General features: G+C 46.9%; 17 protein-coding genes. 1 reads left to right on the forward strand and 16 read right to left on the reverse strand.

What is annotated here, in order from left to right:
• Positions 1-35 precede the first annotated feature (35 nt).
• The 3 genes from CZ379_RS24755 to CZ379_RS24765 form a co-directional block, all read right to left on the reverse strand.
• Positions 36-500, reverse strand: a complete 465-nt coding sequence (locus CZ379_RS24755) for a J domain-containing protein (RefSeq protein ID WP_110934057.1) — start codon at positions 498-500, stop codon at positions 36-38.
• A gap of 129 nt (positions 501-629) precedes the next feature.
• A complete protein-coding gene (locus CZ379_RS24760) occupies positions 630-1,061 on the reverse strand; it encodes a membrane-associated protease 1 (RefSeq protein WP_110934058.1) in 432 nt (143 codons plus the stop codon).
• A 261-nt stretch (positions 1,062-1,322) separates the two neighbouring features.
• Positions 1,323-3,491, reverse strand: a complete 2,169-nt coding sequence (locus CZ379_RS24765) for a transcriptional regulator (protein WP_110934059.1) — start codon at positions 3,489-3,491, stop codon at positions 1,323-1,325.
• A 407-nt stretch (positions 3,492-3,898) separates the two neighbouring features.
• On the opposite strand from CZ379_RS24765, the gene CZ379_RS24770 reads away from it, so the two are divergent.
• Positions 3,899-6,007: a VWA domain-containing protein gene (locus CZ379_RS24770; protein ID WP_110934060.1), complete on the forward strand. Its 2,109-nt coding sequence runs from the start codon at positions 3,899-3,901 to the stop codon at positions 6,005-6,007.
• Here the strand turns inward: CZ379_RS24770 and CZ379_RS24775 are convergent.
• The 13 genes from CZ379_RS24775 to essC form a co-directional block, all read right to left on the reverse strand.
• Positions 5,970-6,920: a serine/threonine-protein kinase gene (locus tag CZ379_RS24775; protein ID WP_234405012.1), complete on the reverse strand. Its 951-nt coding sequence runs from the start codon at positions 6,918-6,920 to the stop codon at positions 5,970-5,972. The two genes, CZ379_RS24770 and CZ379_RS24775, sit on opposite strands and share 38 nt — an antisense overlap.
• 227 nt (positions 6,921-7,147) lie before the next feature.
• Positions 7,148-9,997 carry a hypothetical protein gene (locus CZ379_RS24780; RefSeq protein ID WP_110934062.1) on the reverse strand — a complete coding sequence of 950 codons (2,850 nt, stop codon included), beginning with the start codon at positions 9,995-9,997 and terminating at the stop codon, positions 7,148-7,150.
• An 8-nt stretch (positions 9,998-10,005) separates the two neighbouring features.
• On the reverse strand, positions 10,006-10,818 hold the full coding sequence (locus CZ379_RS24785) for a copper amine oxidase N-terminal domain-containing protein (RefSeq protein ID WP_110934063.1): 813 nt from the start codon (positions 10,816-10,818) through the stop codon (positions 10,006-10,008).
• Positions 10,819-10,844: 26 nt separating this feature from the next.
• Complete coding sequence (locus tag CZ379_RS24790; RefSeq protein ID WP_199925766.1) at positions 10,845-11,666, reverse strand: copper amine oxidase N-terminal domain-containing protein; 822 nt, start codon at positions 11,664-11,666, stop codon at positions 10,845-10,847.
• Positions 11,667-11,679: 13 nt separating this feature from the next.
• Positions 11,680-13,677, reverse strand: coding sequence for an Mbeg1-like protein (locus tag CZ379_RS24795; RefSeq protein WP_110934065.1), 1,998 nt, complete (start codon positions 13,675-13,677; stop codon positions 11,680-11,682).
• Positions 13,670-14,338, reverse strand: a complete 669-nt coding sequence (locus CZ379_RS24800) for a hypothetical protein (protein WP_199925767.1) — start codon at positions 14,336-14,338, stop codon at positions 13,670-13,672. Before CZ379_RS24800 ends, CZ379_RS24795 begins: the two co-directional genes overlap by 8 nt.
• A 123-nt stretch (positions 14,339-14,461) precedes the next feature.
• Positions 14,462-16,462, reverse strand: coding sequence for an Mbeg1-like protein (locus CZ379_RS24805; RefSeq protein ID WP_110934067.1), 2,001 nt, complete (start codon positions 16,460-16,462; stop codon positions 14,462-14,464).
• Positions 16,462-17,193, reverse strand: coding sequence for a hypothetical protein (locus CZ379_RS24810; RefSeq protein WP_110934068.1), 732 nt, complete (start codon positions 17,191-17,193; stop codon positions 16,462-16,464). The genes CZ379_RS24805 and CZ379_RS24810 overlap by 1 nt, the downstream gene beginning before the upstream one ends.
• Before the next feature lie 23 nt (positions 17,194-17,216).
• A complete protein-coding gene (locus CZ379_RS24815) occupies positions 17,217-18,380 on the reverse strand; it encodes a hypothetical protein (protein ID WP_110934069.1) in 1,164 nt (387 codons plus the stop codon).
• 15 nt (positions 18,381-18,395) lie between these two features.
• Positions 18,396-18,716, reverse strand: a complete 321-nt coding sequence (locus tag CZ379_RS24820; protein ID WP_199925768.1) for a WXG100 family type VII secretion target — start codon at positions 18,714-18,716, stop codon at positions 18,396-18,398.
• 83 nt (positions 18,717-18,799) lie between these two features.
• Positions 18,800-19,090 (reverse strand): WXG100 family type VII secretion target, encoded by a 291-nt coding sequence (locus CZ379_RS24825; RefSeq protein WP_110934071.1) that lies wholly within the window; start codon positions 19,088-19,090, stop codon positions 18,800-18,802.
• Between the two features lie 36 nt (positions 19,091-19,126).
• The gene (locus CZ379_RS24830) at positions 19,127-19,435 is read right to left on the reverse strand and encodes a WXG100 family type VII secretion target (protein WP_110934072.1); all 309 of its coding nucleotides are present in this window, start codon (positions 19,433-19,435) and stop codon (positions 19,127-19,129) included.
• A gap of 38 nt (positions 19,436-19,473) precedes the next feature.
• Positions 19,474-23,388 (reverse strand): type VII secretion protein EssC, encoded by a 3,915-nt coding sequence (gene essC / locus CZ379_RS24835; RefSeq protein WP_110934073.1) that lies wholly within the window; start codon positions 23,386-23,388, stop codon positions 19,474-19,476.
• Positions 23,389-23,394: the final 6 nt, after the last annotated feature.

Consider the following 23,394-nt stretch of genomic DNA (forward strand, 5'->3'; position numbering starts at 1 on the left):
GTCGCTCCCCCCGTCAACGTATGTAGAAAAATCTGTTATTTTTTATAGCCAAAAAATTGATTGAACATCGCTGAAGTATCCAGCGGATTCTTCTCATTTGCTTCCTTGCTCTGTGCATCGGTCTGCCCCTTGGGCGACATGCCGAAAAACTGCTCGAATTGCTTGCGCATTGCGGCAGGGTCGAATCCCTCCGCCTCTACCTTCCCCGACGACGCGCCAGACGTCCTCTGCTTGCCTTGCCCTTGCTGCGGACTGCCGCTTCTCTGCCCCGAAGCCGTGTTCGGGTTGGCCAGCTTCTCGTCGTAAGCCGCTCGAAGCTGCTCATCGCTCAAAGTCTCATAAGCCTCGACAATCAGCTTGAACCTCGCTTCCGCTTCCGCATTCCCCGGATTAACGTCAGGATGATAACGCTTGGCCAGCTTGCGGTAAGCCTGCCGAATCTCGGCCGACGCGGCCTGCCGGGATACGCCGAGCTGGTCATAGTAATCGGTAACGTTCAACACGTTCCCCCGCTTTCGATTATGCTTGTGCTTGTGTCTGTGTTTGTGATGCGGCTGCTTATACGTATAGTAAATCTCAAGGGGCCAGGCCCCTTGAGATTACTTGCTACCCTTGTACTATGAGTGCAATTAGTTGCTTGCGTCGTAACCGCCGTTGAGCTTGGCAAGCTCTGTTTTGTCTTTCTTCTGCTTCACGTACAGCTCGAAAGTACCAACGCCTTCCGTGTCGCCGAATGTTTCTTTGTAGTCCACCACAAATGCGTTAGGGAATGTAATTTCCCGAACGACTTGATCCGCGGCGATCACTTCAAGCGTCAGCTTGCGGTAGCAATCCGCCTTCTCTGCAGGAACCAAAGACCAGAGTGCCAGCTTCAGCGTATCGTCTGCCTTGTCTCCATCTGTAGCCGTAATGATTTTACCGCTGATTTTCAGTGTGGAACCAACATCTGTAGATCTAGCGTTGGAATCATCTGGTGTATCCGTGTCATAAATAACCTTCTGAATGTTGTCCATTCCGAGCTCGATTGTTTCGGCTCCTTCTACTTTCAATCTGAATCCCATAAGTAAATCCTCCTTGAAATAAATGAAATTTGGCTCGGGCAGAAAGGCTCGCCCGAAATTTATGTAACGAGACGAACCGATGATGGATCGCCTCTCACATACAAATTATGTTAATGCTTCCTGATAAAAGTGGCACCTATCAAATTCAATAGGTCTCAGTCATTGTTTTCCTAATTCAAAAGTTGCTTTTCGTGATCATTGAGCATCGGAAGTTTCGACTGAATTCAAGATTCGATGCCCACTTCGTGATCAAAAGTTGCCTTAGGCTTTAACTGGACTGGTGCCTTTCGTGATCATAACCTCCAAATTCTTCACATTGCCGTTATAGATCAGATCAATGTGGCAGAGGTTGTTCTTCTCGTCGATCACATAGTTCATGTCATCGCCGTCATGAATAATTGAATTTATGAAACCGCGCTTGGCCAGCCACATGCTCTTCTGGCTGCTCGGATTGTTACTGAAAAATTTAATGATGTTCTCATGCTTGAAATCGGCCGTCTGGAAGCGAAGAATTCGCTCTATGTATGTGCTGACCAGCGTTTTGTATATCGAGTCGAACCCGTCCTCCGACGCAGCCAGGCTTCTCGCCTTGTATACCGTAATCCGGCGAATATCCTTACCTTGAAGCTGAGCGTTCTCCGATGAGAAAATAAAGCCGAAATTTTTCCGGTTGATCGAATCCTTAATCGTATTCGTAAATCCGGTAATTTCTTTAGCCATCGTCGTTACCGCCCGCAGGCTGTTCTCTCCAGCTTCAATGTCGAAGCGAACGCCAGGGAATTCTTTACTCGTGTTCTTATAGGACTCTTTCAAATACTCCGGACATTGATATGCCGAGACGATTCCAGCCGCCACATACGAGGCGCCAACATACACGCCTTCGATCCAGAGCTTGAGAATATCTTCCTTCTCCTTGGAGAGCTGGGCTCCATTCTCGGTTTGAACCATCCGACTGTCGATGACTACGCCCGACTTTTCTTTCGGGATAACCGTAAAGTTCGGAATGCACGGTATGGCGTATTCGCTGTACTCTTTACGGATAAGCGGCGCGCATTTATCGATGTATTTGTCAATTCCTGCGGTTGCCATATTGTTGAACGTCGTTTCTTCTCCCGATTCGAAGCTAAAGAATATTTGCACCTTGAAGTCTTTGACGACCTGCATGAGCATCGACAAGGATTCCATCGTGTTGCCATCCTGCTTGGCGATCTTCTCATTCCCTTTGAAACGCTCGCGAGTAACCTTTACCTTGCCGGCCGTTTCCAGCTCTACGGAAGGCACGATGCCGAACCAGATCGTGTCGGAGAAGTCATTTTTGGAGTTCACTGTGTTCAGATAGGTTTCCAGACGCGGGATATTCGCACTTTTCACGATCATATCGAGCTTCGTATTCGTCACGAGCAGCGAAGGCGCCATCCCTTTGTTCTTGACCGCATATTGATCAAAAAACATTTTGACCCCAAGAATTTTCTCAACCAGCGGCTTCACGGTTTTGACGAAATCATCTTTAGCCGTTTTGTAGAATTCCAGATACGTGTTGTAGTTCTGCACCTCAGTCTCAAGATTCACTTCTGTGCTGACCGCTGGGAGCGGGCTAAAAGTACGTACAACCAGATCCTTCACATAGCCGGATGGCGACTCGGTGATCGAGTTGTAATCCTCCTCGAAGACAGTCGCCAAACCATTGGAGCTGCTTTCGTCCAAGAGCACGAGCTCCGTGCTGTCCCCTTTCGGAGCCTCGATGATTTTTAGCTCACCGCTCTCACCGATCGTCAGCATCCCGATTTGCACGGCCTCGGCATCGCTTTCCTCGTTCGAGTTACCAAGCAAAAGCCGAGTCTTAATATCCTCGATCGCTAGCGGAAGCATCGCCATCACGTTGTTGTAATTGGCACTCGCTTCCTCGAACATGGCATTCAGCTTGTCGCCCATATCCAGCTTCTTCGGATCCTCATCGTCCAGCTTCTCGTACTGTCCGTACATGTAATGGATTTCCTTCCGAACCTGACGAATGTCGTCCATCACTTTCTTCGGCGAGATCATGTCAAGCAAATGCTCGAACTTGAAATCTACGTTTGTCATCCCTTGACTTCGTTTTGTGTCGATCAACGTGAACAGCATTTTCAGGAAGTCATTGTGCTGATCGATCCGAATTTCCGAAATAGCCTCTTCAGCGATCCCTTCCGGCTTCTTCAGCATGTAGACGACCTTTTGATTAGCCGCGTTAAAAAATGAGTACACCGTCGGCGAAAACTTGTCCAAAAACTCATCGAAGCTCCGCACCAAAAGCTGGCTGTTAATCTCCTTGATTTTGTCGTCGCTTAGGCTGTCAATGCCTTTGACATCACCCACGATGGTAATCAGGTCCAGCTTTTCGGGATTGATTTCTTCGAACAGCATCGTTCGATTGGTCTGATTGATAATATCCATTTGTCGTAATTCCTCCTCCCGTTTCTAACAAAAGCGCTGCCGGCCTGATGAAGTCTTCGGAATCATTTCCATGCCGGACGCTTGCACTACTTTTTTTCGACAGTATCCGACTATTGTACGGGATACCTGAGTCGCATAACCGGGACGATTCAGACTATCCCAGGTCTCGAGGGTAATATTAAACACGCCCTATCAAATTGTCAATATATTGAATTGTTGAGGTATTCAGGGACTAAAGCACCTTTCATCCTGTAATTTAAGGCATTTATATCCAATCAAAGACCTATTTTCTGGAACTATATACATTTAACAAGCACTAATTCCGATATAAGTTTAAATATACATATTTGAGCGACTATTTTCGCTCTATTTCAACACTATATAGTACATAAGGCGGGTATCGGTAAATGAGTCAAAAAAAGCAAAAACAAGCTGTACACGTATTTTTCAGAACTAGGACTTTTATCCTGATTTTTATTTCTGTCGTTTTTGCGACAAATTTTAACAATTCAGTTGCTTTTTCTGCCAACTATTTACAAAAAGATCAAGCGGACGCTTTTGATGCGGTGTTTGTTTTGGATACGAGCTATTCTATGAATCGTGCCGATCCAAACAAAATGGCGAATGAGGTCATTCATATGTTCATGGATATGAGCGAAGCCAGCCGGACACGGGTCGGTTTTGTTGCCTACAATCATCAAATTGTAGCTTCCAAACCGCTTACCTCGATTTCTGTAGCCGCGAACAAAACAGAGCTTAAGCAAAAAATAGGCGGTCTCCGCAGAAGCGGATATACCGATTTGGGCCTCGGGCTTAACACAGGCGGGAATTTGATTGCTTCAAAAACGGCTGAAGGGGAGGGGAGCGGACGCAAGCCGTTCGTCATTCTTCTTTCCGACGGGGAAACGGATTTCGGACCCGGATCGCTTTCCAAAAGGACTGCCGCAGATTCAGCCAAGGATGTGGACAAAGCCATCTCCAAAGCACAGAAGGACGGATACCCGATCTACACGATCGGACTAAACCATGACGGCACGGTGAATCCCGAAGAACTGGAGCGCATTGCGAAAGAGACTGGCGGCGCATCCTATATGACGAGCAGCGCTGACGATTTACCTGAAATTTTTAATCGGATTTTCGCGGCGGAGATGAGATCGGTTTTGCTTCCAGTGGCTGGCGTTACGGCTACGGGACAGCTGCAAGAGGTAGAAGTCGAGATTCCCAATTCCAGCATGCGGGAAGCCAACATCATTTTACTGTCCGAGCATTCACTTAAGGAGACGCAGTTATTCTACAGTTCGGAGAACATTCGCATGTTCAAGTCGGGGAGTTATACGCTAATCAAGGTATCTCAGCCGAAAAAAGGTACAGCTAAGCTTAAATTCAGGGGAACGCCTGGGGATCTTGTAAAAATAAATCTGCTCGGAAGCTACGAGTTTGAAGCCAAAACGGCCATTACGAGCAAAGCCGCCATCAAGGGGCAGCCAACCGGAATTGAGGCTTACCTTATACACCCGACAACCAATGAACAGTTAATGGAGCAGGAAGTGTATCAATCCTTGGAAGGTCAACTTATCGTCACCGATCTGGAGACGAATAAGGAAGTTCTTGTAGATATGAAAAACGAGGGCGCTCGCTTTTATGCCGAATATACTTTTCCTGCCTCAGGACAATACTCATGGCAGGTAAAAATGGACGGCCCCAGCTTCTACCGGCATGGCTCAGTTCATGACCAGAATATCGTGAATATTGCTCCTTCCATCCATGGCAGCGAGCGGATCGAGGTCATCAAGGAAGACGGGCAGGTCGTACTGGAAATGAATGATTTATTCCTCGATGAGAACGGGGATGATTTAACCTATACCATGCAAAGCGGAGATCATCCAAACAAAATACTTAACCCTGAGCTTAAGAGCGACAAGCTAGTCTTATCCCCGCATCAGACGGGGCAGACTCAGATCACGCTTACTGCCACCGATTCGGAGGGCGGTTCGGCTACGGCAGTGTTAACCTTTATCATCAAGTCGAAGTACACGGTGCTCAAATGGTCCATCGCTGGAGGCGTTGTTCTCCTTGGCGCCGCTGTCGGTTTGTTCCTTTGGCTGCGACCAAAGCCTGGCTTTGCCGGCAAGCTGGAAGGCTACTTCCTCGCTACGGCTAGCGGCAGTGAAGTTCCGGTCAAGTCGTGGCCGCTCACCTCGTTTGAGGGACGCAAGGTAAATCTGCTGGAGCTGTTCGTAAGCCTCGATGTGCACGAGCCGCTTCCTGAAGCCGAACAAATTATCTTTACTCCGGGAAAAGGCGGCAAACTGATCGTAAAGAACACTTCACGCTGTTCTCTTGTTCGCAACCGCACGCCGCTGCCGAAGAATAAAAAAGAAATCCTCGAATATAATGACAAGCTGTACATTACATTCGAGGACGGCATCACCGAAATCGAGCTTCGCTATAAGGCTATTAAGCCGACGACTAATATTTTTATCCGGAGCGACTCTTCCGGCGAGCAGACGGGCTAGTCACATACTCCATCGTAATCGCCGCCTTGAACCATTTAAGAGAGGTGCAGCGCTTGTCCGGCGCCACGATCAGACCGCGCCGGATCGCTCGGGAGAGAAACGGCCAACGGCGCTTCAACCCCGCGTGAATCGGCTCCAACCGATCATCGAACAATCGTTTGCGGACATCCGTGGGAGCCGTGCCGCGGCAGCAGTAGAACAGCACTGCCGCCAAGCTGTAAATATCGCTTACCGGACCTTGCCTGGACTGCTCGGAATAGAGTTCCAGCGGCGAATACCCGGCGGTGGTCAGGATCGGGTGACCACCGCTGCCGTCAAAACGGACTGCCGAACCGAAATCGAGCAGCTTCGCGTTTCCCTGCCGATCGATCATAATATTGCCCGGCTTCAAATCACGATGAATGATTCCTTGCTTATGGAGATGTTCCAGCGTCTCAATTAGAGGAAGCATTGTCTTGTACAGGAATCCGGGCTCTATTTTATCCGGACGCCCTCCAATCATTTCTGCCAATGTAACTCCTTCTATAAACTCCATGACAATATACACGGTATCATTTTGTTCAAACTGATCAATACAACGTACAATGCCCGGGTGCTCACAGGCCTTCAGAAGCTCTCCTTCATTAATAAACGCATCCCTTAGCGCTTCATATTTGTCATCCGGCATGCCCGATAAACGACGCACGGAACTTCCATCCTTGCCTCTTCGTACTAACGACTTTGGATAGAATTCTTTGATTACGCACTTTATCTCTTGCTTTTCGCATCTGCCCGCATATACGATAGCTAGTTCGCTAGCGGAAATCTTACTACGAACCCTGTAAGTTCGGTGCTCCTTGCCAGACCCTCCGTTCTGCAACCGCGCATTTCGGCGCAACCCTCCTGCCTCATTCCCCATTAATACTCTACTCACTGTCAACCTCCGCGAACGTTTTAAAGAAGCTTGCTAGTATGTTTTTTTTCGATCAAAATAAAATAAACCTATGTATGTTATCCTCATCTTATCAATTTCTCAACTAATTGACCATGCATGCGCTTGATTTCTATGTTTTAAAAAAATGAAACACCCTCCACCTCCCCCGCTTCTTTCTTGGACTAGAAAGAGACATGGGTATAGGTGAAGGGTACATTCGGATAAGATTAGTTATTTAAATCGTCAAACATGGAGCCGGCCACGGTCACTTCGATTTGATCCAGGACTTGAATTCCATTGAGAGTGTTCAGTTTTCTATATTCATGCGTGGAGAGTTTGATATCCTCTACCCAAGCCTTCACATAGTACTTGCCGTTCTGCATGCTAGCATGCGTGTAGACGGGGATATTCTCAGGGTTAATCTGAATCGTGACTTCCGTCGTTTCCGTGATTTTGTACATTTTAGGTTCCGTGTTTTTCACGAACTCCCGATATTTATAGTACATATGGCTGCCTGCTGTAGAGGATTCGCTATAACCCTCGAGTACTTTTTTCCAGAATGCATGGGTCTTGCTCTCATCCTGATCCTGGGAGAAATAGATCGGCTCCACTTCTTTATTATAACGGCTAGGTTCGCTTTTCCGATCCTTTACCTCAAGCAGTACCGCATTGTTTACGCCACGAGGATTCTCGGCCTTCAAGACGCCAGGAACTATTTTAAAGCCTCCGCGCTGCGGATAAAGTTCAACGTTCTGAAGGTTAACCGCCTTCTTATCGCTATTAATATAGATCAGATTCGTCTCGTATCGGAAGGCATTGATCACGGCGTTAACCAGGTCGCGATGATCGGCCGTGTCGTTTTCCGACTGCTTGAAGGTAACGGTCTTGACGGTAAAGGTATAGCTGCCCGCCGGATTGAAGTAATATCCCGATTTGATCGGATAAGCATATTTCTGCAACTCCCGGTCGCTGGCGAATACGGCCTTATCATACATTTTCTTATTGTTGTTGCGATCCTTGGCAGCACTTCTGGCCATCTCATATTGCCGGTTCATAAACACCGTTCCGTTGGAGGACGCTCCCTGATCCTTCATCCACTCGACATTGGCGCTCGCCTGCTGAGTGAAAGAACGAGGATACTGACCCGGCACCGCTACACCATGATCGGCAGCATCGGTCTTCACGCCTTCAGGCTTATAAGGCTTGCCTTCCTCATTCAAATGGTACATCCAGCGGATGACATTATACTTGTAAGACTCATTTTCCCAGTACAAATCTTTCTTGAAAGAGTCTCGCGTGTTGTTGTCGATTTTATTTAAAAAGGTCGGCTTTGTAATGGTCTCTTTACCATTATATACGTAAACTTCGTATGCCTTGGTGTCTAGTCCATTCTGGAAGGAAGCTGTAGCTGTATCGCTCTCGGTCTTCGTGGTGCATACGTCTTTGCCATCTTCACCTTCACTACAGGTCGTGACATTGTAACTATAATTTTTCTGAACACTGCCCTCCTGCGATACCGTACCGATTCTCTGAATCGGAGTGCTCGGACTTGGCGCAGGTTTCATCCATTTCCGGTTCAGCGGGTCATCACCGAAGTCCTCTCTTTTGATGGTCGTCAGGAAGATCGGGCTTCTTGTCACTGTCTCACTTGGCTCGTTGACGGGCGGATTATTCAGAACTTGATGAGCTCTAAATAAGGTAGGCGTATTATTCGTAACCTTAAGAGCGCCCGTCGTATTGCTAGTCCACCAGGCGTCAGGCCTTGGCAGAGTAACTGTTGCCGTATTCGTAATACCCTGATTCAGCGGGAATTTCTCCCTCTTCGATAATACATCGTAATCGAGCCCTACGGGAACGACAAGCTTTACCGCCCTCGGGTTAGAATCCAGGATATTATTACTTAAATCCGCCTCTTCCGGCGACTTCCCGTCCTTGTTAATGTTAAATTGGATCCGTACCTCGCTATCGGGCATCTGAAAATCAGCATACAGAATCCGGCTTTGATTCCGGTTCAGCTTGACAGTGCCCGACTCTGCGGTGCCATGCCCGCTGAATTTCAGCCCTTCCGCGCTGGTCATTCTTCTTCCATCGCTCACGCGAGTGATGATCCATTCATACTTCGAGTTAACTTCCTCGATAAAGGTAGAGTTCACCTTCACGCCCACCCGTACCGGCTCCCCGCGCACTACTTCGACAGGCAGTTCCTCAAACTGGGCGGAAATGTCGTCTTGCAGCATATTGAACGGAGCGATCGGGATATCCAAGTAAGTTATACCAATCGAGCTATCGATATACACCGTGCCGAATCCCCAGGAAATTTCAGTTGGGGGCTGGAGCACGTGCACGTAATCGATCCATCTGCCGGTATTGGTTTTTGTCTTTGGATCCAAGGGTTTGGCGTTTTCGTCATATACCACTTTATCTGCCAAAGTTGAGTTTTGGTTGTTATACATGAATTCCTTGTATGGTACGCCTGCGAAATTAGTATTTAAACCTGCTATTATAGCCGCTTCAAAAGTGCCATCGGGCAGGAATTGGTTGAATGGGTCTTTGTATGCGTCATAACGATTTCCAGTAATCCTATACTTGTCTTTTACACTCTCATCAGTCCAAGGTTCCGAGATTAAGGGAAAATTTTGTATCTTTGTTCCACTCCATCCAGCAAACCAAGGTACATCCTCTGTGGAGATAGCATGACCATCTCTAGAATACCCGCTGTACTCCATCATTTCCTTACCCTTATGATTTAGTTTTCGGCCATGTGATTCCCCATAGACTATTTCATAAGTGTGCAGCTTGATCTTATCTTTTTCTTCTAAACCCTTAATAGGTTTCAAGGCTCTATTCAGTCTATCTCGGATTAAATCCTTCCTGAGATTTAATCGCTTGCTGTCCTTATTAATGTGATCTTTGTAATAATCCTTCTCTCCATATAATTTCTCCATATCTAGATTAATTTTAGCAAGCACTTCTTCAACTGTCTTAGGCACTAGATCATCTGACGAGTAGATAAATTGGTAAGGAGATAAACCGAAAAGAAGTATCACAGCTAATATTATTCTTATAAATCTATTCATGAATACACCTACTTATAATAAATACTAATATCTATACTCGAATTAATATTAGAAGCAACTCGAATTCTATATGTATCATCAGTAAATACCTTTGTTTTTAATTCTGGCTCAGGTGTTTTTTTAGTTTTCACATATTCCATAACAGACTTAACAGTTTTTTCGTCCACTTTTTGCAACAGAATTTCTTCCACCTCTTCTAATTGCATTTCATAGTTCGCCCCTATAACGGTAAACTCTATAAGTAACACCATGAGAGCTTTTGTACCTTCACCTCTTCCTTCCTTGATGCCTAACTGTGAGCCAGTATTGTATTTTATTTTAAAACCATGTAAGTTTTTTTCGAGGGTTTGCTCCGACTCAGGTTTAACTTCACTAGGATCAAAGCCGGCCGTATTAATATAAACCGTTCTAACCGCGGAATCCCATTTGACAGAAGCATCCAAACCTTCGCTAATAAAACGAAGCGGAACGAAAGTTCTTCCTCCAACTCGCGCTGCAGCTGTATCCATTTGTTTCTCCACGCCATTCACTGTGTACTTTTTGCTACCAAGTACCAGAACTACTCGGTTCGAATCCAAGTCTACCGTGACGGTTTTGGTTGCAGCGTTCCAGCCTACTTTTGCTCCCAATGCTTCACTAACAAATCGTACAGGAACCTGAACACGCTGAGCCTTATCTACATATGGCTGCTCGTCCGGGAAATAAATTCGATTCGTATTTACCTCGACTCTCAGCGGTAATGGTTTTGCAAAAGACAAGGTTGGCATTAAGCTCATCAATAAAAGCAGCATCGTAAGTGCTGTTGCAATTCTTTTTTTCATATTTTTTAAACCTCCTATTATATTGTCTACTTATAAAAAACAGTTATTGATATACCGGAATTAATATTTGAACCAACATATATTTTATAGGTCTCGTCTGTGTATATTTTTGTTTTTAATTCCGGTTCTCTGCTAGTCTTTGTTTTTACATATTTCATAATTGAATTTACGATTTCTTCATCTATTTTTTGTATCAGAATTTCTTCTACCTCTTGGATTTGTTTCTCATAATCATTACCTTTAAATGGATAATTTATCAAAAGATCTATTAAAGCATAATTACGTGTTGAATTTGGTTCATATGATTCTCTCGTTATATGTAGCCCTGATCCCGTATTTTGCTTCACTTTGAACCCGTAAATGGACTCCTCTACAATCTGCTCCGCCCCAAGTTTAACTTCACTAGGATCAAATCCCGGCGTGTAAGCTCGTACAGTTCTTACGGTAGAGTCCCAGTTCACTTCCGTTCCCAAGCCTTCGCTTACAAACCGAAGCGGGACAAAGGTTCTACCGCCAACCCGCGCTGCTGCCTTGTCCATTTGTTTGCTTTCCCCGTTCAGCAGATACTCCTTATTACCGAGCACCAAGGTAATCCGGTTATCCTCCAACTCAATGGTCACTGTCTTGGTTGCGGCATCCCAGCCTACCTTTGCCCCCAGCGCTTCACTTACAAAGCGTACGGGAACCTGTACCCGTTGGGCTTGATCCAGATAGGGCTGCTCGTCCGGAAAGTAAATTCGTCCCCCATCCACTTCCACCCGCAGCGACGAAGATTTAGCCATCGTCGCTGCAGGCAGCAAGCTCATCAATAGTATGAATGAAGCGAGCATCGCCCCTGTTTTTCGCAACTCATTTTTCCCCTTAAAAAGATACGCCCGTTGAAACATCCTTCTTAATCATCTGCTCAATCCTTCTATATTGCTCCTCAGCGTGTGTCAGGAATTTCGCTTTACTTTGCAGCTCCGAAGCCACTTTCTTATGGCGCTGTCTCACTTGCTCGCAGGCTCTATGAACCTGGTGAACTTGCCTTTGCACGTTGGACTCACTGTAAGCCCGCCCTGTACTAGAGGCCACCCGTTCCGCCTGAGTGACCATTTGCTGCACACGAGAACCGAGGTAATTCTCAAAATTTTTAAATTTCAATTTCAAGTGGTTTAGGCGGCCGAAATCAACGGCTAACCGCACAGAGGTATGCGAACTGTATCCTTTTATGATTTTATTTCTATAGCTCTTGTTCTTCCCTGAGGACTTCTTCGCCGTAATAAGTCCCGCCGCTCGCTTCGGCAGCTGAGCCAGCAATTTGACATTGCTTTTAAAAGCTTTATAACTTTTGGAAATTTCTGATTTGGCTTTTGTAACCGCGGTACTGACGCCTTTCGAGACATTGTTGACGGTCTTATCCCAGGCTTGCTTAATGGCTGTAAGAATTTTTTTCGTTTTCTCGGCCACACTTTTGAAGAAGCTAGTCACTGCATTCCGCAGCTTTTCTTTAAAACGCTCTATAGCCTGAGCCGCTTTAACTCCAGTAATGACTACATCTTTGGCAAATTCTTTAGCCCGTTCCTTAAATTTCCCCCATTCTATCTTCACTTGTTCCACAAATCTAGTAAAAGCTTCAGCTACCATCTTCCCAGCCTTTACTAACTTGGCAGCGGCAATCGTCAATTGCTTCACAATCCAATCGCCAAACTGATTCAGCTTATCCATAGCATAATTAATGGCGTTCATGATGTTCTTACCCAGAGATTTCAAAAAATCATCGGCAAATAGATAAGGGAAAAGACTTGCCGCTATAAACGTGACCACGAGCTCGGCCTCATCCCCATATTCCTCTGCAATCTTGTTGAACGCGTAATCGTCCAGATGGCTTAGCACCATCACCGTACCGACCCATTTTTGGAAATCGCCTTCTTTTTCAAAGCCCTCCGCTCCGCTTTCCATATGGGCCAACACGCCGTCCAGTGCGTAGCTGCGATACGGCTCCTCCATCGTCTCATTAATATAAATCGTGAAGTCATTAATGAATTTAGGAATATCCCCTCGCTCGGTGAGCTCTCTCATCTGGCCCTTCTCATCAAGCACGATATTAGGCCGGTGGTTATAAATAAACTGCTCCTGCTTCTCTGTATCGATATATTTGATCGTTCCAGCGATAGGATTAAGGAGACAGTTCACAAAATCATCCTTGGCTGAAATCGACGTGATTTTATGTGCATTCGCAGCAATCTGATCTTTATATTTCTCCAGAAATTCCTTGGAAAAACCTTGTCCGTCAAACGATAAAGCCCGGTCGACCTTATCCGACAGAATGGCTACATATTGTGTCTTATTCCCGCCTTTGGAGTGACCCGTCACGGTAATATCGTCGTATTTCAAGCTCTCGATATAGTCCAATGCGGCTTTTTGCTGCTGTGTATCCGATAGATAACCGCCTTGCCCGTTGTCATGCCATTCATAGTCGCCGCCCGTCCCCCGGAAGACGACAGTCGCATCCCCTTGGGGATCGACAAATGTGGCTGCACGCATTCCTGCCTCAAGCGGCTTGCCGTCACTGCCTCGAATCGTCTTTCCGCTCTGGTCGACCATAGCTCCCGTTCTACCGTCAGTGACTTTGAGTGAACGCAACTGCGGATCCTTCTCGATCGCCCGTAAAATAACGAGCCATTCCTCCTTCGACATCTTGCTGGGATATTCGTCGTCTGTGCCGATCTTACTGAGGTTCCGGCTTTTATCGAGACCGTTGCTATATAAAAAAGAATCAACGATATCCCCGACCTTCTTGTCGTTGCTATCAGCCACCCCTTGGAGGTAAATCAAGTTGTTCAGCAGCAATAATTGATTCTCTTCCAATTCAGCCATCCACTTGTACCTCCTCTCCGTTCTGCCTGATCGTCATATCCGGAGTTACCATGACCGATTTATATTCTCCTACAAAATAACCTTCATCCTGCAGGGCACTTAAGTTTTGAGGCCCTGATCCGATAGATTCATATTTGTCATCCACCACGACATACAATCGTACAAACCCAACCAACTTTTGCTCACGCATTTCCCCGGCGATTTGCCGCAAACTTGCCTCAGCATCCTGATCGCCTACCTTGGACTGCTTCACAAAAATGACCGTATCCGAGGAGAAGTTCTCGTCTTTGCGGTAAATCTGATCCACCGTCGTCTCCTTGTTCAAACGATCCGGCAAAACGCCTTCGCCAAATTCCGCATACAATTTAAATTCGTCATATGTGCTGCTGACAATATTAGAGAGAACCTCTTCATATTGAGGCCGAATGAATATTCCGAAATAACCGTCGCTGATGTTATAGGAGCCGTCTTCCATTTTTGTGCCCCATACCTCGAAATGATCCTCTTCAGTACCCTTTTTCGGATAAGCTATTAATCTGTCATAACTGTATGCCCAACTGCTCAAACTGAGGGATTTCGGAACGAACTCCTCCCCATATTTCTCTTCCAGATGTGTCATCATTTGCTCTTTGATCGCTTCCGGGTTCGGTTTCTTATTCATACATCCACTCACTCCCCATAAAATAATGATGCCTAACAAACTTAAGATGATTCGTTTCGTCCACAGGTTCATCATATCCCCCCTCTCTATTGGATTCTAATCCTTCCATTTAGGTAACATGCATTATATAAAAGAGACACCCGCTGAAAGGTTGCTCGAAATCATGCTCTCTACTTTTCTATACTGTTGCTCGGCTAGCTGCAGAAACTTCACTTTACTCTGTAGTTCGGCAGCCACCTTATAATTTCTCTGCCTGATTTGTTCGCATGTCCGGTTAAGCTGGTGAATTTGCCTTTGGACATTGGGCTCACTGTAGGCACGCCCTGTGCTGGAAATCGTTCTCTCCGCTTGAGACAGCATTTGCTGGATCCGTGATCCTATCCGTTCTTCTAAGCTTCTAAATGTCGTCTTTAAATGAGCTAGCCGGCTGAAGTCTACAGTCAGTTGGGCTGAGGTGTACGAACCATATCCCTTAACTACCTTGGTGGCATATTTTTGTTGGCTCGCATCAGGGACTGCTTTCTGAGCACTCAGAGCGCGCTTCCCTCCCACCTGCTTTTGCAACTCTCTAACTAAAGTAATATAGGTTAAAAACACAGCCAACTTGGTGGGATGATCATCCTTCGCTTTGTTGAGCATGTTAATCGCACCCTGCTTGGCGTGATTTACTGCCTTATTCCATGATTCCTTAATGGCTGCAAGAACCTTCCTGGTTCCTTCGGCGACTTGGACACAGAAGTTGGTAACAGCCTTCTTCAGTCGATTCATAAAGTGTTCAATGGTCTGCTTTGTCGTGTCTACAAGCGTGCGTGAAAAAACGACCACACCTTCCTTCAACTTCTCCCACTCGCTTCTTACCCGTTCCGCAAATTTCGCAGCCCCAACAGCTACTATATTTCCCGCCTGCTTGAGTTTGGCGATGGCTTTGTTCAACAGGCTCATCAGCCAATCACCGAATTGCTTCAGCTTCTCAGTGGCATAATCGATAGCATTACTCGCATGTTTAATCAAAACTCTAGCTGCATCATCAGTAAACAAGTAAGGATGCAGCGCGCTTGCGATAATGACAGCGACGAGTTCCGCTCCATCCCCATGCTCTTCAGCAATCCGGGAAAACGTGTAATCATCCAGATGACTTATAGCCATTACTGCGGCAGACAATAGATGAAGTTCACTCTCTTTTGGAAAACCCTCGTCCCCTTTTTTCAATAAGGACAACAGGCCATCAAATGCATAACTACGGAAGGGTTCTTCCATCGTTTCGTGGACATAAATCGTGAACGAATTAATAAATTTAGGGATGTCCCCTTGTTCGGTCTCCCCTCGTAGCTGACCATTCTCGTCTAATAGAATATTGGGACGGTGGTTGTACTTAAATCTCTCTTGTTCCTCTGTATCTATGTATCTAATCTTTTCGGTAATGGGATAAAGGAGACAGTTAACGAAATCGTCCTTGGCAGAAATCGAGGTAATCTTGTGAGCATTCGCTTCAATGCGGTCTTTATACTTGTCCAAGAATTCCCTCGAAAATCCTTGTCCATCAAAAGAGACTGCTTCCTTCACCTTATCCGACAGAATCGCGACATACTGTGTCTTATTACCACCTTTGGAGTGACCGGTAACGGTAATGTTGTCATATTCCAAACTTTCAATGTATTCCAGAGCAGCTATCTGCTGCGGCGTATCTGCTAAATAACCGCCTTGACCGTTATCAAACCATTCAAAGTCGCCGCCCGTTCCCCGAAAAACTACCGTAGCCTCGCCATCTGGATCGACAAAGGTAGCGGCACGCATGCCGGCCTCAAGAACTCTGCCATTTTTCATGATTGTCTGTCCGTTCTTATCGGACATTTCTCCGGTAATACCATTAGTAATAATCAATGATTTTAATTGCTTATCCTTGCTGATTGCTTCTAATATGGCGATCCATTCTCCCCTGGACATTTTACAGGGGTACTCATCTTCTGTCCCTGCTGCTTCTTCATCTCTGCTTTTGTCGAGTCCGTTATGCATTAATAAATCATCAACAATTTTTTCAACATATCTACCATCTTTGTTTGCTACTTCTTGTAGATAAATTAAGTTATTAAGAAGTAGAAGTTGATCTTCGCTTAATTTAGACATCACTTCCACTCTCCATATTCTTTAATTTCTAAAGAGTTTACTTTTACCCAAAGCGTTATCTGGTTTTGAGTGAAGTACTCTTTCTTCTTGACAGGATTAATATTAAGATGTTCAAGCCCTATGGACTCAAATTGATTTTCCTTAACAAGAAATAAATCAATACTTCCCACCAGCTTTTTTTCTTGCATTTTTCTACCTATTTCTCGTAGCGATTCATTTATGTCCTTGTCCACAGCAGATTTTTGATTCACAAATAGAATTGTATCCGAAGTAAAAAGTTCGTCTTTATTATAAATATCCTCAATCTTGGTATCTTTGTTCAACCGATCAGGCAGAACTCCTTCACCAAGATCCGTGTAGAGCTTGAACTCATCAAGAATCTCACTTACAAAACTAGACAAAACAGCCTCATATTCCGGCTTAATGTAGATCCCAAAATAACCGTCACGAATCGCGTAAGTACCGTCATCTTTTTTCGTTCCCCAGACCTCAAAACCGTCATTCTCTGACCCTTTTTTCGGGTAAGCATATAAAGTATCATGACCATAAGCCCAATTACTCGAGCTAAAAGAGAGCGGAACGAACTCTTCCCCATACTTTTCTTCCAAATGCGCTATCATTCGATCTATGATCGCTTCCCGGTTCGGTTTCTTGTTCATGCATCCACTCACTCCCCATAACATGATCAGGCTCATAAAAACTAGAATGAATCGTTTCATCCAAGGCTTCATACTATTTCCTCCTTCAGAGCGGATCACCATTCTAATGAGATTTCGGGAAACATCAGCATATTGTCCATATAATTCTGGAATTCTTGCTCTATTGTATTCGTTATAAACACGATCTCCCTGTCCAGTAGTTCGCCGGTTCTTTCATTAAAGCTCTCCATCACAGGAATGACCGAAATTGTATTCTTATTCATGGCAAACAAAGCAGCTCCCGCTAAAATGGACTCGACGCTTCGATAAATGTCGTATACCATGTCCACCGCTTGGTTCGTCAGTTGCTCTCCGCATTCACGGATAAAATCCTTGATTTGCTCGACCTTGATATGAATAAACTCGTTTTGTAGCGTGCTTCTGTTCTTCTCTAACTGTTGCTCCGTATATCTAATCACTTGTTCGATGGAGCGTCCCGCGCTCTCTTCCGTTAATCCATCCATTTTTAAAAATAAAGAATACAGCCCGTAATCCAATACTGGCTCCTCTTCCCTATTCTCTCCGAAGAAAATATGCCACACATCTGGCCGGATCGTCCCGACCGTATTGTAAAACCAACTTACGAATTTAGAATAATCGCTTTGAACACTTGGAACGGCATTGCCTTCCGAATCAAACTCAACAATTTTGAAATAAGCTTCTTCCAAATCGGTTTCTTCCGTCTGCTGCTTCACGAAAGTCACCTTATCCAAGTAAGCCCCAACCGGATCATGCTCGGCGACGAGATTTCGCACTCGCCCAGGAAGCTCGTCACTCGTAGGCACAGCGAATACAGTCGCCTCCATATCCAGCCGCTCAGCAAGATACGACACGCAGTAGCCCCCGGCTCTCATCCCGGTCAATACACAGTTGCCCTTCTCCTTCCAAAGCTCCACAGATTCCATGACTTCATCCAAAAAATGATGGATATCCAGTTGAATATCCGGGTGCTCCAGCGCATGTGCTACGACTATGCTATTTTCCTCGCAGTCTGCGAATACATACAGATTCATATATTCCAGATTCTTATGCTGCTGCAAAGATAAGCTATGCAGTGCGGGACTCGCGGTAATTTCGCTTGCCAAAAGCTTCAAATCCGGGTTTTCGCCCAGTTCCTTCCCCCAATCGGAGATTTGCTCCAAGGGATGATGAATGAATCGCGTGATATCCCCCGTACTCGCCAGCTCGCATAACAAAATTTTATCCTTATCCCTCAACACGCTAGGTACACCCCTTTATTTCTTCGCATTCCTCTGCTGCTCCAGTCGCAACGCCTTCTCTTGAGCTTCGATGCGCCTTTGTTCATCCGCTCTTCGAACCTCGCTGGCCAACCTTTCCAACCCCGATTGCAAGTCTTCGACTTCCGCATATAATCGATTCAATTCATTTCTCGTTTGAGAACGATAACTGTCCGTCAGCGCTTTACCCGCGCTGCCCTTCCACCAGGAGGTTACTCCGGCAAGCTCCGCTTGATGTCTAGATTCCTCCCGTTTCAAATCAGCCAGCTCATTGCGAATATTTCTGGCCGTGCTGCTGATCGCGCTTGGTGTGCTCATCTCCTCACCTCCATTAAAAAATGACATTGGATTTAGAAAATGGCGTGATAACAGCCGTAAACTGTATACCACGCCGATCTTCATTATTTGCGAAGCGCGCTAGCGATATCTCTCTCGCTTTGCTCTTTGATATCAGCGATTTTATCGAGGTTTTTGCTGATGTTCTCCACGCATTCAACCAACTTTTTCAGGTTTGGCTTCAAATCTCTGAACTCTTGAACGAAAGCCTGGGAAGATTCCCCTTTCCACCAGCCCTCAACAGAATTAATTTCTCTGTCCAGTTGCTCGACGATTTCATTCGCATTTCTGCCCTTGTTCAGAATGGATTTGGCCACGCTGCGGGCTTGTCCAGGACTAAACGTTAAATTTGACATAATCTCACCTCCTTTCAAGGGTATTATTCCGCTCAGCTACTGTTTCATTGCGCTCATGCGCTGCCTCTCCATGGCGTCTCGCCTTCTCTGCTCTTCCGCCCGTTCAACGGCGTTAGCCAAGCTATTCTTCATGTTGGACTCCAGGCTATCCAAATTCCGAAGCAAATTCCCGATTTCATGCTGAATCCCTTGGTATCCCGTCTTGAAGCTCGTTCCAGCCTCTCCCTTCCACCAGGTGGTCACATCGTTGACCATGCTTTGATACTTTGATGATTCGCGCCTTATATCTTCGGCTATCACATAAACCCCCGCTGCTTTTCTGCGAATTTCTCCTGCTGAAGGCATTTACACCCCTCCTCAACTGATTCGTTTGCTTGGATGTTTTATATCATGACCTTCTCGTTTTGATGCAGGAACGTGGCCGTGCGCAAGCCCGTAAATTTGTTCTTTACAATGAAGTAGCCATCACCGAGTTCCATTTCCTTCTCCTGGCTTCCGTAAGGAAAGCGTATGTTAAACAGATTCTGATCCTTGATGCTGCCAAGCAAAAGACCAGTTTGCTCCTCGCGAAGCACTTTACCCAAGCTATCCCAGTTATTGGCGAGCTCCGAAGTCTGATCTGCTGCCATGACGGCGACCTTCATGTTGCGCTCTTGCTTGGCGATGCGCTCAATCAGTTCTTTAAGTGAGTATTGATCCCCGTTCGTCAGCTCGCTTAAATTATCGATGACAAATATGATTTGCTTCCAGGAACGCACGAGTGCGTTCAAGTCGCCGTTAGCCTGTCTCGTAGCCAGAAACCTTGCGCGCCGATCGTCCAGCTCCTGCTTCATCGCATCGATGAAATCATACATATCCTCGATCTGCGACAAGTCTGTCACACTCGGCAGCTTCATCACTTCATAGATTCCCATGGAGCTGGAATCCAGCGCGTAGACATCCAATCGATCCGAACCCAGCTTCTCGTCCAGCATACTGACCCACGAGACGAGCTGCGTACTCTTGCCCGTCATCGCATCTCCCGCAATCATAATAACCGGAGTAAGCGTCAAGTCCACGTAGACCGGCATCAAGTCGTGGTCGGCAAGTCCGATAGCCAGCGGCTCTCCCTCTCGGTTAATCTCCTGCATATCAATTTTGCTAGGCATAATCGGGATCGGGGTCGCCGTAGCGATCAGGTTCTCCCTTACAAAGTACTCGAAGTCCTGAATCATCTCTTCCATATTCCGGGTTCTGAGCTCCGGCACGGCCGTCTGGAATTCCAGCGGCGGCTTACCGCTAACCAGGCCCCTTCCTGGTACTTTGGCCGGTTCCAGCCCTTCCGTCCGCCCGACGATATTGGCGTATTCCCCTTTATCGGTCAACTGCAGCGCCACCGCCATTTTAAAGTTCACGGACAGCTTGTATCGGACAAGAGACGCATTCGTTGCCGTCACAACCATATATATTCCGAATTTGGAGCCTTCCCGGGCCAACGTAACCATCTTCTCGTCAATATCTTCATAGGTCTCCGACAAAGCAAAGTAATTGTCAATGACGAGGACGATAGCAGGAAGCTTCCCGCCATGGTGCCTATAGTCGTTAAATCCGTCGCTCTGGCTCTCTTCAAACAGCTTCTTGCGTTCGTCCATGACTCTGAACAGGAACAAGACAAACTGCTGAATCGTCGATTCCTGCTCCAGCGTCATCACTCCGCCGCAATGCGGCAGCCGCTCGAACAGCTTGAAGGAAGAACCTCCGAAATCCATGACGTACAAATGAACATCCGACGGCGAATATTTATAGGCCAGCGACATGCACAGCGCTCTCAGCAGGTAGGTCTTCCCCGTTCCTGGAGAACCGTAGACGAATAAATTCCCCTCTGCGGCAAAATCGATCGCCAGCGGCTCCTGCAGTTGCCCCCGTGGATCATCCACCAGGCCAATCGGCGCGCTCAGAAGTGCTTCTTCCTTAGCCCAGCCGCTCTCTGAATTCAGGCCTGATCCCGGGGCAAATAGGTCTTCCAAGTACACATCATCCGGTAGAGGCGGCAGCCATGGGCCTTTTAATGCTTGAACACGGCTATGCTCCGAGAAAGAAATAATGTGCTCGACCATGCACTTCAACTGGGAAGGCATCTCCTTCAGCGCAATCTTCTCTTCTTCCAGCGGATAAATTTGTTCCGATCGACCATGAAGGGAAACTTCATAAATGCGTTTCGAGCGATTCTCGCTCTTCAGCATTTCACCTTCCGGGTCGTAATCCGCTCCCGAATACGCCGATTGGAACAATTCAAAGATCTCATCATTGCCCACCTGGATATAGGCGCGGCCCGGCTCTTTGATCATGGCCGCATCCGGCCGTTTGATCACGTCTTTACTGTCTGCCTCATCTTGAACCTTCAGACAGATTTTGAATTTGGAGTTGCTCCAAATCTGATCATCGACAACCCCTGCCGGCTTCTGCGTGGCCAGAATCAGATGGACGCCAAGGCTTCGGCCGACCCGCGCCGTACTCACCAGCTCCTTCATGAACTCCGGCTGATCCTGCTTTAGCTCGGCAAACTCATCGGCAATCATAATCAAGTGAGGAATCGCTGGCATTCGCCCACCGTCGTTATCGCTATAATACAGCTTCTGATATCTGTCTATGTTGTTTACCCCGTATTCGGAGAACACACGCTGTCTTCTCATCAGCTCACTCTTAATGGATAAGAGTGCGCGAGTCGTCTGATTTCCGCCCAGGTTCGTAATCGTACCCACAAGATGCGGCATGCCCTTGAAGATGTCGGCCATACCACCGCCCTTGTAGTCGATTAATACGAAAACAACGTCATGCGGATGATAGTTTATTGCCAGGGAAATGATGATGCTCTGCAGCAGTTCACTCTTCCCGGAGCCCGTCGTTCCCGCGACCAATCCGTGCGGGCCATGCCCGGTCTCGTGCATATCAAGATGGAACAGGCTGCCCCCAGCCTTAACCCCGATCGGTACGCTCATTCCCTTGAAGGGCTTATTCCTTGACCAACGGGACAGCAAATCGACTTCCGCGGTCGTTTTCGTCTGCAGCATATCCAGCAGTGTCAGGGAGGTCGGCAGTGAGAAGCTGGCGCTCGAGTTCTTGATCCGCAGCGGCGCCATCAAGCGAGCAGCCTGCTCCAGCTGCTCCATATGCACTTGATCCGGGATAAACGTCGATTTCTCACCAGACTCGCGATCAGCAAGCTCGCCGTTCTTCCCCTGCATCACAATGACCTGTTTACAGTTCATCGGCAGATAAGCCTGATTCTTCGCGATGTATACGGAAGATACCCCAAGAGCAGCGCATTTGTTATACAGATATTTGTTTATCGGCTCCTCTTCGAGAAGAGACGGATCTTCAATGATGAAGACGAAATGCGGAAGCGGGCTTCCCCCTACTTCTTTGCGCTCTCGTTCCTTTAGCACTTCGTTCAGCCCGCCAAGCACCTGATGGGCGATCGCCTTGCCGCAAAGCAGGAACCTGGCGTCAAATCCGTCCGTCCACAGATGCGGCAGCTGCCGGAGCCAATTCCATTTCTCCAGTCCGTCCTCGGCGGCCAGTACAACGACGCGAACATCATCATATCCATGATGGGTCACAAGCTGCAGCAGCATTTGCGTTACGACGGCGAACGTCCTCTCTTCCTCGCCGGCGATGCCGCAAATTTCCGAAGTCATCAGATTGATCGATACGGGGACATCCTGCACCCGCTCGAACTCAAGAGCAAGTCTTTGCGGCTCCATAATGAGCGGATCGCTCTCCATGATGATAGCCTGCTTCGTATATTTGATCTCCAGCGCCGAAGGAACGCTGCCGACTCCGAGTCTAAGGGATAGAAAATCAGGAGAAGAGGGCGTTCTCTCCCACAGCCGATGATCGATTTCCCGAATCCGCTGCAGGCAAGCCGCAGGCTCCGGGCTCATTTCGTTCATCGCCTTAATTTGCTGTTCTCTTGCCAGTGTCAGCTCGCTGCGGGTATCCGCAATAAATTGCAAATACTTCTGCTCCCGCTCTTTCTTCTTCTTCCGATATTTCTTAATTTGGGAAGCAGCGGTAGCAAGCGATACGACCAGCGTCGTCACAGTCATCGCGATGGACAGCATCATGAACATGGATTGGTGCGTTAATGCGAGCAACAATGTAATGACCAGCATAACCACGGGCGGTGCCAGCAGCGTGAACCAGGAAATTTCCGGTTTCTCGTAGGCATGAGGCGGATTGGGAATTTCAATTTCTCCGCTGGGCATCTCCGGCAAAAAACGGGGCTGGCGGCTAAATACATATTTTTCGTTTATCATATTTAC

This window comes from Paenibacillus bouchesdurhonensis, from assembly GCF_900155685.1.
GTDB lineage: Bacteria > Bacillota > Bacilli > Paenibacillales > Paenibacillaceae > Fontibacillus > Fontibacillus bouchesdurhonensis.

Bases quoted from the DNA above. Each gene is read 5' to 3' on its own strand.
- CZ379_RS24760 (WP_110934058.1), bottom strand. From the start codon at position 1,061: ATGGGATTCAGATTGAAAGTAGAAGGAGCCGAAACAATCGAGCTCGGA.
- CZ379_RS24765 (WP_110934059.1), bottom strand. From the start codon at position 3,491: ATGGATATTATCAATCAGACCAATCGAACGATGCTGTTCGAAGAAATC.
- CZ379_RS24770 (WP_110934060.1), top strand. From the start codon at position 3,899: ATGAGTCAAAAAAAGCAAAAACAAGCTGTACACGTATTTTTCAGAACT.
- CZ379_RS24780 (WP_110934062.1), bottom strand. From the start codon at position 9,997: ATGAATAGATTTATAAGAATAATATTAGCTGTGATACTTCTTTTCGGT.
- CZ379_RS24785 (WP_110934063.1), bottom strand. From the start codon at position 10,818: ATGAAAAAAAGAATTGCAACAGCACTTACGATGCTGCTTTTATTGATG.
- CZ379_RS24795 (WP_110934065.1), bottom strand. From the start codon at position 13,677: ATGGCTGAATTGGAAGAGAATCAATTATTGCTGCTGAACAACTTGATT.
- CZ379_RS24800 (WP_199925767.1), bottom strand. From the start codon at position 14,338: ATGAATAAGAAACCGAACCCGGAAGCGATCAAAGAGCAAATGATGACA.
- CZ379_RS24805 (WP_110934067.1), bottom strand. From the start codon at position 16,462: ATGTCTAAATTAAGCGAAGATCAACTTCTACTTCTTAATAACTTAATT.
- CZ379_RS24810 (WP_110934068.1), bottom strand. From the start codon at position 17,193: ATGAAGCCTTGGATGAAACGATTCATTCTAGTTTTTATGAGCCTGATC.
- CZ379_RS24820 (WP_199925768.1), bottom strand. From the start codon at position 18,716: ATGAGCACACCAAGCGCGATCAGCAGCACGGCCAGAAATATTCGCAAT.
- CZ379_RS24825 (WP_110934071.1), bottom strand. From the start codon at position 19,090: ATGTCAAATTTAACGTTTAGTCCTGGACAAGCCCGCAGCGTGGCCAAA.
- CZ379_RS24830 (WP_110934072.1), bottom strand. From the start codon at position 19,435: ATGCCTTCAGCAGGAGAAATTCGCAGAAAAGCAGCGGGGGTTTATGTG.
- essC (WP_110934073.1), bottom strand. From the start codon at position 23,388: ATGATAAACGAAAAATATGTATTTAGCCGCCAGCCCCGTTTTTTGCCG.